The organism is Myxococcus sp. CA033 (assembly GCF_013336625.1).
GTDB lineage: Bacteria > Myxococcota > Myxococcia > Myxococcales > Myxococcaceae > Myxococcus > Myxococcus llanfairpwllgwyngyllgogerychwyrndrobwllllantysiliogogogochensis.
Genome location: NZ_JABUMU010000028.1, coordinates 57,780 through 70,188 on the forward strand (window position 1 = coordinate 57,780; position 12,409 = coordinate 70,188).

The 12,409-nt window shown below is 70.0% G+C and carries 10 protein-coding genes; 6 read left to right on the forward strand and 4 right to left on the reverse strand.

Going from position 1 to position 12,409, the window contains the following annotated elements; all coding sequences use genetic code 11:
• Positions 1-11: 11 nt before the first annotated feature.
• Positions 12-1,826 carry a SpoIIE family protein phosphatase gene (locus HUA78_RS39340; protein WP_174468777.1) on the reverse strand — a complete coding sequence of 605 codons (1,815 nt, stop codon included), beginning with the start codon at positions 1,824-1,826 and terminating at the stop codon, positions 12-14.
• A 244-nt stretch (positions 1,827-2,070) separates the two neighbouring features.
• On the opposite strand from HUA78_RS39340, the gene HUA78_RS39345 reads away from it, so the two are divergent.
• The 4 genes from HUA78_RS39345 (at position 2,071) to HUA78_RS39360 (ending at position 6,006) form a co-directional block, all read left to right on the forward strand.
• On the forward strand, positions 2,071-3,213 hold the full coding sequence (locus HUA78_RS39345; RefSeq protein ID WP_174478556.1) for a M50 family metallopeptidase: 1,143 nt from the start codon (positions 2,071-2,073) through the stop codon (positions 3,211-3,213).
• A gap of 124 nt (positions 3,214-3,337) precedes the next feature.
• Entirely contained in the window at positions 3,338-4,345 is a 1,008-nt protein-coding gene (locus HUA78_RS39350) for a thiamine pyrophosphate-dependent dehydrogenase E1 component subunit alpha (RefSeq protein WP_141648393.1), read from the forward strand.
• A gap of 3 nt (positions 4,346-4,348) precedes the next feature.
• On the forward strand, positions 4,349-5,407 hold the full coding sequence (locus HUA78_RS39355) for an alpha-ketoacid dehydrogenase subunit beta (RefSeq protein WP_174455711.1): 1,059 nt from the start codon (positions 4,349-4,351) through the stop codon (positions 5,405-5,407).
• A gap of 104 nt (positions 5,408-5,511) precedes the next feature.
• On the forward strand, positions 5,512-6,006 hold the full coding sequence (locus HUA78_RS39360) for a GNAT family N-acetyltransferase (RefSeq protein ID WP_174478557.1): 495 nt from the start codon (positions 5,512-5,514) through the stop codon (positions 6,004-6,006).
• A 29-nt stretch (positions 6,007-6,035) separates the two neighbouring features.
• Here HUA78_RS39360 and HUA78_RS39365 read toward each other — a convergent pair whose 3' ends face one another.
• The gene (locus tag HUA78_RS39365; protein WP_141648396.1) at positions 6,036-6,407 is read right to left on the reverse strand and encodes a TIGR02266 family protein; all 372 of its coding nucleotides are present in this window, start codon (positions 6,405-6,407) and stop codon (positions 6,036-6,038) included.
• 194 nt (positions 6,408-6,601) lie between these two features.
• Here HUA78_RS39365 and HUA78_RS39370 point away from each other — a divergent pair, with 194 nt between their 5' ends.
• Entirely contained in the window at positions 6,602-7,468 is an 867-nt protein-coding gene (locus HUA78_RS39370) for a hypothetical protein (protein ID WP_141648397.1), read from the forward strand.
• 213 nt (positions 7,469-7,681) lie between these two features.
• Entirely contained in the window at positions 7,682-8,953 is a 1,272-nt protein-coding gene (locus HUA78_RS39375; protein ID WP_174463556.1) for a GDSL-type esterase/lipase family protein, read from the forward strand.
• Positions 8,954-8,975: 22 nt separating this feature from the next.
• Here HUA78_RS39375 and HUA78_RS39380 read toward each other — a convergent pair whose 3' ends face one another.
• Both HUA78_RS39380 and HUA78_RS39385 read right to left on the reverse strand, forming a co-directional pair.
• A complete protein-coding gene (locus HUA78_RS39380) occupies positions 8,976-9,683 on the reverse strand; it encodes a hypothetical protein (protein ID WP_141648399.1) in 708 nt (235 codons plus the stop codon).
• Positions 9,684-9,705: 22 nt separating this feature from the next.
• Positions 9,706-12,378, reverse strand: coding sequence for a phosphoenolpyruvate carboxylase (locus tag HUA78_RS39385; RefSeq protein ID WP_174478558.1), 2,673 nt, complete (start codon positions 12,376-12,378; stop codon positions 9,706-9,708).
• Between the last annotated feature and the right edge of the window lie 31 nt (positions 12,379-12,409).

Sequence of the window (12,409 nt, forward strand, 5' to 3'; positions counted from 1 at the left end):
TCGTCCAGGGGTCAGGCGGGGCTGTACTCGGCCACGACGACGGTGATGTCATCGCGCTGGGGCTGGCCGGCGCTGTGCGCGCGGGCGTCCGCGAGCAGCGCATCACGCAGCGCCTCCGCGGACAGGTGGGCATGGGCTTGCACCGCCGCGGCCAGACGCTGGGTGCCGTACATGCGCCCCGCCCCGTCCCGCGCTTCGGTGATGCCGTCGGTGTACCAGACGATGATGTCCCCTGGCCGCAGCTGCGCCTGGCGGGACGAGAACTGCGACGTCACGGACGCGCCGAGCAGCGGCCCGCGCGCGGGCAGCGAGGCCACCTGCCCGCTGTGCTTGTTGAAGACGAGCGGGCTGGGGTGCGCGCCCGCCGCGTAGTCCACCAGGCCGTTGGACACGTCGATGACGGCCAGGGCGCTGGACATCTGGTGCTCGCCGCGGCCCACGTTGGCCAGCGTCACGTTCAGCGCGGTGATGAGCATCTGCGCGTTGACCTCGGTGGGCTCGCGCAGCGTCATCGCGGAGGCGAAGCCGCTGGTGGCGCTGGTGGCAACCAGCGAGGTGGACAGGCCGTGGCCCGTCACGTCGCCAATGCCGATGACCACCCGCTGCTCGTCCAGCACCGCGCGGAACCACCAGTCGCCACCACACGCGTCGGCGGTGACGACGAGGCCGGCGATGCGCAGCGGCCCCACCTGCACGGCATCTCGTCCGGGCAGCAGCGTCTCCTGCACCGTGCGGGCAAGGGACACCTCGCGCTCCAGTTGGGCCTTGGCGCGCACGTCGTCCAGCAGCACCTTGATGCGCTCGGCCATGTGGTTGAACACCACGCCCAGCGTCTTCACCTCGCGTCCGGCGCCAGTGGCGGACTGGGTGCGCGCACCCAGGTCTCCGGCGGCCAGCTGCATCACCTTGTGGGTGAGCACGCCCAGCGGACGGGTAATCCTGCGGCTCTGGAACGCGGCGACCACGCCCGCCAGCACCACGAAACCCACCCCCAGGGCGAGCATGCGCCAGGTGTTGGTCTCCATGGTGGCGCGCTTGTCACGCTCCAGCTCCCCCAGCTGATTCTGGAGGGCGCGCAGCGAGTAGCTGATGACCACCAACCCCATGCCGCTGCTGGAGCCGTAGTTGATGGGCTCATGAATCTCGTACACCGCCTGGTTCTGGAAGAACGCCTGTACCAGTCGCTGCTCGACGACTCGCTTGGCGGGCGCATCATCGGCAGCGCCATCGGCGGCGGGCTTGTCGGGCGCATCGGCGGCCTTCGGCTCGCTGTCCGCCATCACCACGCCCTCCGGGTCGATGATCTGCACGCGGAGGATGTTGGGGTTGGCCCCGACCATGGAACCGGCCACGCCCTGCAGGAAGTCGTAGTTGTTGTCGCGCAGGTTGGTGACGGAGGTCAGCGCCAGCGTCCTGCCCACCGTCTGTCCCAGCTCGCGGGCCTGCTCCTGGATGCGCTCGGTGGAGCGGCGCGCGGTCTCCTCGAACTGGGACTGCGTGGAGGCAACGGACAGCGCCGCCACCATGCCGACGATGACCACCACCAGCGCGGTGGTGGTGAGCAGGAGGATCTGGTCCAACCGGAGGCCCCGGATGGCCGCTACATTGGGCAGCTCCCCGGCCTCCAGCGGAGCGATGAGCGTGCCCGTCGCCTCGACGTGGGGCAGGCCCACGTTGGACGTCAGCCGCGTGGCGGTGGACTCGCGAGTGCCGGTGATTTCCCGAGAGCCCGTCCTATCGGCGGGCGACAGCGTGCCGCCAGGAGACGTGCCGGGGGACGTGCCGGGCTCAGGTGTGGGGTTCAGACGCGTGTTCGTGCTGGACAAGGACACACCCGGAAGGCCACGCCAAGGCGCGGCGGGGAGCGGGAAAGAGCCGCGACTCTAGCGCACTTCTCCTGCTTCGCGAGACCTTGCCCCCCACGGCACGTCACGTCGGGCCCTCGGGCCGAGGCTTCCCACGAGGTGTGGTGCGTGGGTTGGCCTGGCGGACACTTCACATCCGGTGCGAAGCGGAGCACCGGGCCTTCACCGGGCGTCCGCTCGAAACGCCGGTTAGCATCCCGGACGCATGAAGCCCCACTTCCACGTGTCCGGGTTTCCCGTCCGCGTCCATCCGCTCTTCTTCCTCACGACCGTGGCGACGGGCTGGAGCTTCGCCTCCGGGCTGGCCCACCTGGCACTGTGGGTCGCGGTGGTGTTCGCCTCGGTGCTCCTCCACGAGCTGGGCCACGCGTGGGCGTTCCGCCACTTCGGCTCCACCGCGAGCATCTCCCTGCACGGGATGGGTGGAACCGCGCAGGGCACGGACCAGCTCACGCACCGCCAGTTCGCGTGGGTGAGCTTCGCGGGCCCCGGGGCGGGCTTCCTGCTGGGCGGGCTGGTGTGGGCGGCCTCGGTCGTCACGCCGCTGGGCGAGCAGGGCGGGCTGGTGGGCCTGGCCGTGCGGCAGCTGCTCTGGGTGAACCTCGGCTGGGGACTCTTCAACCTGCTGCCCGTGCAGCCCCTGGATGGAGGTCACCTGCTCGCGTCGCTCGTGCGAGCGCGCAAGGGGTACCGGTATGAGCGGGCCCTGCACCTCGTCGGCATCGTCACGGCGGTTGTGATGGTGGGGCTCGCCGTCTGGCAGCGCACCGTCTGGGTCGGGGTGATGGCCCTGATGTTCGGGGTGATGAACCTGGAGCAACTGCGACAGCTCCCCCGCGAGGTCCGCTTCCAGCCCGCTTCACCCCCTCGCCGCGTGGCCCCGCGACGCGCGTCGACGGTGGGCGCCGTCACCCTCGACCAGTTGCTGGGTCGAAGCCCCGCCCCACCCTCCCCCACCGCCGCCAACGAAATGGCCACCACCGCGGAAGCCCCCGTCCTCGCCCGACGTCCCGATCTGGAGGACACCGGGCCGGAGGCCCCTCATGACCCGGCCGCGGTGGGACAGCTGCTTTTGGACAGCGGCCTCGCGACCCTGGCGGTGAAGCCCCTCCAGGAGGCCTTCTCCCGGACGCCCTCATCCCACACGGGACATGCCCTGGTCCTCGCGCTGCTGGAGGCCGGACGCACACCGGAGCTGACCGCGCTGCTCTCGGGGCCTCGGGCCGCGAACCTGTCCGACGAGACGCTGGAGACCATCTCCGTGCGAGCCGGCGCCGACGGGGAGCTAACGGACCGCGTCACGGCCCTGCGACGGGCCGCCACTCCTAAGTTGGATGAGCAAGGCTGATTGCCGCGCCGCGCCACCGGGCGCCCTTTGACCAGGGGGCCGACAGGAGGCCATCTGCACGCTTGAGAAAAGGGGGCGCATCCGGGTTATAGGGGCGTCCCCTCCAGCCAGAGGAAGCCCGCGCGTGTCTCGACCCAGACTCATCAAAGAATCGTCCGCGCCGCTCCCGCTCGACAGGGAGCTGCTGGTTCGTATCCACGACCTCATGGTCAAAACGCGCGTCCTCGAGGAGCGCCTCATCCAGATGTACAAGCAGGGCCACGGCTACTTCTGGATTGGCGGTCCCGGTGAGGAGGCGTTCAACGTCCCGCTCGGCCTGCTGATGAAGAAGGGCCAGGGCCCCGAGTACGACTACCTCCACGCCCACTACCGCCAGTCCGGCACGCTGCTCGCCCTGGGCGAGGAGCCCATCGGCGCGCTGCGGCAGATGAAGAACACGGCGTCGGACCCGTACTCCGGCGGCCGCAACTTCGCGGGCCACTTCTCCCTGCGCAAGTACAACGTGGCCCCCGTCAGCTCGCCCATCGAGGTCCAGTACTCCATCGCACCGGGTACGGCCATGATGCAGAAGCGCGTGGGCGGTGACGCCATCACCATCGTCACCGGCGGCGACGCCGGCACGGCCGAGGGCGATTTCGCCACCTGCCTCATCTGGAGCAGCCGCCCCGCCAACCCGCTGCCGGTGCTCATCATCGTCACCAACAACAAGTGGGGCATCTCCACCTCGGCGGAGGGCCAGCACGGCGAAACGCGAGTGAGCGAGCGCGGCAAGGCGTTCAACATCCGCTCCAAGACCATCAACGGCAATGACCCGGTGGAGGCGTACACGGAGCTGAAGGAGGCGATGGAGTACGTGCGCACCGAGCGCAAGCCGTTCCTCCTGGAGGCCAACGTGTCGCGCCTGTACGGCCACTCGTCCGCGTCCGGCGCCAACTACGTGTCCGAGGAGATCGACTGCCTCAAGCAGTTCGAGACCCGGCTGGAGGCCGACGGCGTCCTGACGCGCCAGCAGATGGACGAGCTGCGCAACCGCTACACCGAGGACATGGCCGCCGCCGCCCGCATCGCCCGGGACGAGCCGCTGCCAGCCCCGGAGACCATCTGGAAGCACATCTTCGCGGAGGACAAGTAACCCATGGCCAACATGGCACAGGCCATTCGCATGGCCCTCCACTACGCCGAGGAGAACCTCGGCGTGACGGACATCTTCGGAGAGGACGTCGGCGCTCCGCTCGGCGGCGTCTTCACCTGCACGCAGGGTTTGAAGACGGCGTGGAACTCGCCCCTGGACGAGCGCGGCATCATCGGCGCGGCCATGGGAATCTCGCTGGGTGGCGGTCGGCCCGTCGCGGAGATCCAGTTCTGCGACTACGTCTACAACACCATCGACCTGCTCAAGCTGGCGGGCAACACCTGCTGGGCGAGCAACGGCGACTGGAACCTGCCCATGGTGGTGCGCACCCCGGTGGGCAGCGGCATCCGCGGGTCCATCTACCACTCGCACTCGTTCGACGCGACGATGACGCACATCCCCGGCTGGAAGGTGGTCATGCCCTCCACGCCGCTGGATGCGTACGGGCTGCTCATCTCCGCGTGCAAGGAACAGAACCCCGTCATGTTCCTGGAGCCCAAGGCGCTGTTGCGCGTGAAGGGCGACGAGCGCATCCCCGGCGAGCCGGACGACGACCGCGCGCTGTCGAAGATGATCGACGCGCCCCTGGGTGACCGCTCGCAGTGGAAGCCCCAGTGGCCCGCGGAGCTGGAGGCGTTCGCCATTCCCATTGGAAAGGGCAAGCTCCTGCGCGAGGGCACGCAGCTGACCGTCGTCAGCTACGGCCGCACCCTGCCCCTGTGCGCGCGCGCCGCGGCGACGCTCGCCGACGAGGGCATCAGCGTGGAGGTCATCGACCTGCGCTCGCTGTGGCCCTACGACTGGGAGATGATCAAGACCTCCGTCCAGAAGACGGGCCGCGTCCTGTTCGTCAACGAGGACACCGAGGTGACGAACTTCGGTGAGCACCTCTTGCGCCGCACGGTGGAGGAGCTCTTCTACTCGCTGCTCGCTCCGCCCCGCCTCGTGGCCGGCAAGTTCGTCCCCGGCATCGGCCTGGCCGACACGCTGGAGATGGCCTCCGTGCCCCAGCAGAACGACATCACCGACGCCCTGCGCTCCCTTGCTGGCGAGCAGCCGTAAGCGTCGCACCCACAAGTACGCCGTGGTTCCCGCACCACGGAAAGTTCCGGGCCGCCGTTCCTCTTTGGAGGAGCGGCGGCCCTTTCGTTAGACTCCCAACTGCCTTGTCACAGCCAATCGTCCGGACCGTCACCCCCGCGGGAACAGATGCCCCCGCCTTTCGCATTCGCCGCGCCCGTCGGGGCGACGCGGAGGCAATGGCCTTGCTGCTTCGCGAGCTGGGCTATCCCCAGGGCACGGACCAGCAGACCGTGCACTGGGTGGTGAGCCATCCGGAGATTGAAATCTTCGTCGCGGGCGATCCCCAGGACAAACCCGTGGGCATGCTGTCGTTCTCGCACCGGCCGCAGCTGCGGCTGCGCGGACGCGTGGCCACCATCGACGAGCTGGTGGTGACGGAGACCTGGCGGCGTCGGGGCGTGGGCCGCGCGCTCATCAAGCAGATCCTGGAGCGCTGCAAGGTGCTCAGCGCCCGTCAGCTCCAGCTCGTCTCGCCCATGGCCATCAGCCCGGAGGCGCGCAACTTCTATACGGCGTGCGGCTTCTCCGAAATCGATGCGGGCGTGTTCCGCCATGTGGAGACAGAGGGCCGCCACTAGGGCCGGCTCCGTCGTGTCTCCACCGGGCGTCAGCGCTTCTTGAAGCTCTCCACCACCCGGTGGAGCCGCGCGCGGTCCTCGTCGCTCACGTCCGTGAAGCGCACGCCAATGGCCTCCTCCTCATCGCGCACCCACGCGATGATGCCATTGAGGTGGAACTCCTCGCCCGCGATGTCCATGGACAGCCGCACCTGCGAACCTACGTCGTAGGCCTTGCGCGTGCGCAGGCACAGGCCGCCCGCCGACACGTTGATGGAGAACACGCGCAGCGCTCGCGCGGCGTCCTCCGTGTGCTCGAAACGAACCGCGAACTTCGCCGCCACGCGCTCATCGGTGCGACGGTTCGCGTACGCGGAAGGATCTCCTGGTGCCATCTCTGCTTCCGCCACCTTGCTAGTCATGTGCACCCGCTACCCCCTGGCCACTGCTGGCGACCCGCTGCCATCCCAACCTCAGGGATTCTGACGCGCCGAGCCACCCCTTGGGCATCGGTCATCCGGCAAGTGTCCGCTGCTTTCCAGGCACGATTCAAGTGGGCCCCCACGAATGAACTCCATCAGGTAAGTCCCCGCTGACTTCGATTCGGGAGCGTGGGATGCGCGCGTGGCTCGCGGTGTTGACGGGGACCCTCTTCCTGGCGCTCTTGGCGCCTGGATGTGATGACGATGACAACAAGCCCGCGCCCAACGGTGAAGACTCCGGGGTGCCGGGGGACCCGGATGGCGGCGGGCATCCGGGAGACGGCGGGCCGAGCCCTGACTTCGCATGCAACGTCGCAAGGCAGGAAGGCTGTGGAACGGGCCAAAGCTGCCACTTCGCGGACCTGGGGAGCGGCAAGACGGGCAGCCGGTGCTTCGCGGCGGCATGCGACGTCGTCCAGCAGAACTGTGCGCAGGGTCAGCGCTGCACATACGTGAGCGCGGGCGCGACGACGGAGCGGCGGTGCGTGGAGGCGGGTGCGAGCGCGGAGGGCGCGCGGTGCACGCTGGCGCCCACGGATGGCGGCGTCGAATACGACACGTGCGCCGCGGGCCTGTTCTGCAAGGACGAGCGGCAGGACGACGGCGGCACGGGCTTCTTCTGTCGCCGGCTGTGCCACGCGACGACGCAGTGCGGGGATGCGGGCGAGTGCAACACGGTGCTGCGGCTCGCGGGCACGTCGGAGCTGCCGCTGCTGTGCGGGCCGCGCTCGCAGGCGTGCGACCCCTTCGCCCAGGGCTGCACCGCGCCGCTGAGCTGCTATCCGGCCTCGTCGGGCCCCGTCTGTGCGGGCAGCGGCACGCGCGGCACGGGCGAGACGTGCGACTTCAGCAACCAGTGCGCGCCGGGCAGCGCGTGTGTGAATACGGGGCGTGGGCTCAACTGCCGGCCGCTGTGCCGGCCCTCGGGCACTCCCGCCTGTACCGCCGGGACGTGTCGTCCACTGAATGACAATCCCGGTGTGGGCGCATGCATCCCCTGAAGCGGAGTGCCCACGCGGGGTAACTCCGTTGCCCTAGGTGGACGCCGCGAGGCCACGCAAGGGCGGCGAATGCGCACGCGAGGGACACTCGCGGCTCCGTCTCGCCCGGAGACCAGGGAGGCGTGCGCCGCGCGCCTCGGGCCTTGCGCGTGTGTCGGGTGGTCGTCGCGGGAATGAGCGGTGAGCATCGTGCGTCCTCGGGAGGGAGCGACGATGCGAATGTGGCGGACGTGGCTCGGAGTCCTGGCGTGTGTGGGCGGTGCGCAATGGGCGTGCACTCCCAGCAACGCGGAAGACCCCGTGTGGGAAGAGCCCTCTCAGGAGCAGAATGAAACCTCGAATGCGCCGGACGCGTCCGTGGAGGTGGCACCGCCGCTGGTGCTGAACGACGAGGGGCAGGTGCGAACCGCGCCCCCACCCGCACAACCAACACCGCCGGCCGTGAGCTTCCAGCCCGGCTTCCATCAGGCCCTGCGCTGGTCCTACTCCGTGAGCAGCGTCACGACGTTCCGCATGCGGGTGCCGGTGGCGCGGGCCGGAGAGCGAATCCAGGTGACGTTCCGCGCGGGTGACGGAGCGCTCACGCTCCAGCGCGCCACCGTGGCGCGGGCCGGCGCGGACGGCTCGCTCGTGACCACGCCGGTGGCCTTGAGCTTCGAGGGCAAACCGGGCTTCACCTCGGGCGCGCGCGCACTGGTGAGGTCGGACCCGCTCACCTTTCCGGTGACGTTCCGCGACGACCTGGCCATCACCTTCGAGGTTCGCGGCGCGCTGGCGGCCAGCGCCATCAACGCGTTTCCCGGCAGCTTCGCGCGGGTCGGCACGCACTCCCAGGCGTCGGAGGCGCTCGGTGGCGAGGCCTTCGAGCGCTCCGTGGGCGTGGCGACGGTGGACGTGGAGGGCCCCACGGGCCGGGCCTTCCTGGCGATGGGCGACAGCATCACCGAGGGCTATGTCGACCTGCGCAACGACACGCGCAACGCGTGGCCCGCGCTGGTGGAGTCCCAGCTGGGCGTGCCCGTGGTCAACGCGGGCGTCAGCGGCCAGGGCTTCTACGACGCGCTGATGCTGCTCGACGACGAGGTGCTCGCGGTGAAGGGCATCACCGACTGCCTGGTGCTCCTGGGCACCAATGACCTGGGCGACGAGGGCGCGGAGGAGCAGATGGAGACGCGGATGCTCCTGCTGGTGCAGCGGCTGGAGCCCTTCTGCCACGTCTGGGTGAGCACGCTGCTGCCAAAGGAGAAGACGAACTACGGCGCCTATGAGTACGTGAAGTCGCAGCGGCTCAGCTTCAACGCGTGGCTGCGCGCCGGCGGCACGGGCGCGGAGGTCATCGACCTGGAGTCGGTGATGAGGCGCACGGGCAACGTGCACCTCTACCTGGAAGGGCTGGGCGTGGACGGCATCCACCCGAGCACCGATGGCCACCGGGTGATGGCGACCGAGGTGGTGCGCACCCTGCGCGAGCGCGGCCAGTTGTAGCCGCGCGCGTCGCGGCGGCGGCTCAGCGAGGACCGAGCACGCCGTGCAGGACGAGCAGCTCCGCCAGCCCTGGCGGCAGCAGGAGCCAGTCGTTCTCCGCGGGCACCCAGCGCACCGGCGCGCCCGCGGCCTCCAGCTGTGCATTCACGCGCAGCAGCAAGGGCGCGAAGGTCTTCGCGGGCGCATCCCAGTCACCCTCGCCGACCTCGACCTCGACGGCGCCCGGGTCCACGACGAAGGCGTTGCGCCCTTGCAGCGGCTTCACGGCGAAGCCCGGGAGGTAGGGCTGCATGGCCGCCTCCAGTCGCTCCAGCAGCGCGCCGTCCTTGAACGGATGCGACAGCTCGAAGTCGAAGAACGTCGGGAGCTGGGACAAAAGCTCCTGGCGCAAAGGGTCCTCTCGGCTGTCGCGCCAGTGATGCTCCGCGAGCTCCATGGCCGTGGCAGGCACCTTCAGCTCCCACGGCTCCAGCTTCGCGAGCAGCTCACCCATGCGCTCCACCAGTTCATAGGGAGGCTCCGCGCGCGACACCCAGGCCACGTCGGCCACGGCCTGGCCCCGGCGCAGCCCCGTCACCCGGTCTCCCTTGCGAAGCTGGAAGGGCGGCGCGCCGGACTCCGGCTCCGGATAGAGCGGCGCGTTGAAGAGCCCCTCGCCCGAGTCCGGACGCAGCCGCGCGAAGCCGTGCTTCGGGTTGACGTCCTCCACCGTGAATGTGTCCCTGGCCATCCGACGCCTCCTCCCGGAAAGACTAACCCGTGTTGCGCATGCCGGCCGCGATACCGTTGAGCGAGAGCAACAGGGGCCTGTCGCAGTCACACGCGCTCTCGCGCTTGCGGCGCATCAACTCCACCTGGAGGAAGGACATCGGGTCCACGTACGGGTTGCGCAGGGAGATGGCGCGCTGGAGCTGGGGGTTGTGGTCCAAGAGCCGGGCCTCCCCCGTCAGTCGCTTCACCTGCCGACGCGTGCGCCGATGCTCCTGTTGAATCAGGCGCCACAGCGGACGCGTGGACGCGGGGGCAAGGGCCGCGTACCGGCCCGCGATGGCCATGTCCGACTTGGCCAGCACCATGGTGACGTTGTCGATGACGGCCTTGAAGAAGGGCCACTGGCGGTACATGCGCTTGAGCAGCGCGGGTCCACCGGGCTCCTTCGCGAACGCCTCCAGCGCGGAGCCCACGCCGTACCAGCCGGGGATGATGGCCCGATTCTGCGTCCAGGCGAACACCCACGGAATCGCGCGCAGCGTCTCCAGTCCTCCCGCCTTGCGCTTGCTGGGGCGCGAGCCGATGGGCAACGCGGAGATCTCCTCCACCGGCGTCGCGGCGGTGAAGAGCTCCAGGAACCGGGGGTCGTCCCACACCAGGGCGCGGTACGCCTCGCGGCCCGTCTCGGCCAGCGTGTCGAACGCGGCGCGAAACTCCTTCTCGTCTTCCGGCGACGGGCGCGGCTGCGCATCCAGCAGGTGCGGCAACACCCCTCCGACGATGAGCTCCAGCGTGCGGCGTGCGAGCTCCGGGCGCGCGTACTTGTGGTCCAGCGCCTCGCCCTGCTCCGTGGCCTTGTAGCCCCCCGCCACCGCGCCAGGAGGCAGCGCGAGGATGGCCTCCTGCGCCGGGCCACCACCGCGAGCCACCGACTCACCTCGTCCATGGAACAGCCGCAGCGGGACACCCGCCTCGCGCGCCGCCTCGGTGAGCGCCACCTGCGCGCGGTAGAGCGCGGCACTGGCGGCCAGCAACCCCACCTCCTTGCCCGAGTCGCTGTAGCCGACCATGACCTCTTGCGCGCCCCGCGCGTCGACGTGCTTGCGGTATTCGGGATGCGCGAAGAGCGTGCGCAGCACGTCCGGTCCGGAGTCCAGCGCGCCCAGCTGCTCGAACAGGGGAACCACGTCCACGGTGGCGCAGCCCCGCCGCGCGTCCCACAGGCCCGCATGCTTGATGCAGCGGAAGGCCGCGAGCACGTCCTCGGCGGTGCTGGCCATGCTGAGGATGAGCGTGCGGCAGGCGGGCTCTCCCGCCTCGGCCTGGGCCTCGCGCAGCTTTTCCAGCACCGCGAGCAGGCGCTTTCCACCCTCCGACGGCGCGGGACCACCTGGCTCCAGCGAGGCCGCCGCGCTCACGGCGTCCTCGGCCGGAACACGGGCCTCGAGTTCGGCCAGGGACAGGCCCAGCGCGCACACCCGCTCGCGCATGCGCCGCACCTGTCGGAGCCCCGCGTTGCCGGCCTTCGCCTCCACCAGTGAGCGCGCCAGCAGGTCCAAATCGGAGAGCAGAGACTCCGGCGTCCGGTACGCGCTCTCGGGCATCGGCCCCGCGTCGCCGGTGCGCTGGGCCAGCACGTGGCGCAGCGCCTGATGCAGCCGCTCCTCCATGAAGCGCAGCTTGCGACGCCAGGGCTCGCCCACGGTGCGAGGCCCCAGGCGCTGCTCGGCCTCGGGAAGCTGCGCCGCATCGCGCTCCAGCGAGGCGAGCAGCTCCTGTGATGGCTTCGCGTGTCGGTCCGACTGGGAGAGCATTCCGCCCAGGCGCTCCAGGCCCTGCATCAAGAGACGCAGGCCGCGAGCACGGTGCGCGCGCAGCGTGTCGCCGAAGACCTCGGGCGTGACGAGCGGGTTGCCATCCATGTCGCCGCCCACCCACGAGTGGACGCGCACCGGAGTGACCACCTGCCCGAGCGGCTCGCCGTACGCGCGCTCGAAGGCCCACTCCAGCACCTCGGGCAGCTCCGAGAGTTGCTCGGCGAGCACCTCCTCCACGTACCAGAGGATGTTCTTCACCTCGTCGCCCACGGTAGGACGCTCGCGGCGCAGCTCGTCCGTCTGCCACAGCGTGGTGATCTCCTCGCGGAGCGACTCCACGTTGTCGGCGCTCTCGCGGGGGGTCAGCTCGCAGCGGTCCCGCTCCTCCAGCAGCCCCGCCATCCGGTAGAGCTTCTCCAGCAACGTGCGGCGCACGGCCTGCGTGGGATGCGCGGTGAGCGTCAGCGTCACCTTCATCTGTCGGAGCGCTTCGCGCACGCGTGAGGCGGAAATGCCCGCGTCCTTGAGAGACAGCAGCGTCGCCTCCAGCGAGCCTCGCTGGGGACTGGGGGACTCGGCGCCAGCATGGGCGCGGGCGCGGCGGATGCGGTGGTGCTGCTCGGCCAGATTCACGAGCTGGAAGTAGACCGAGAAGGCGCGAAGCACGGGCTCGGCCTGTTCCAGGGGCAGGCGTTTCAGGATGTCCGCCAGCTCGGCCGCGGAGGCACGTCGCCCCGGCACCGGGCCACGCCGCCGCTGGATGGCCAGCCGGCGCACCTCTTCCTCCAGGTCGAACAGCTCCTGCCCTTCCTGTTCGACGAGCACTTCTCCCAACAGTCGCCCCAGCAGGCGGACATCACGACGGAGCGGCTGATCCACGGCGCGCATACGAGCCATATGTCGTGGACCGTAACCGCTTCCGCCAGGG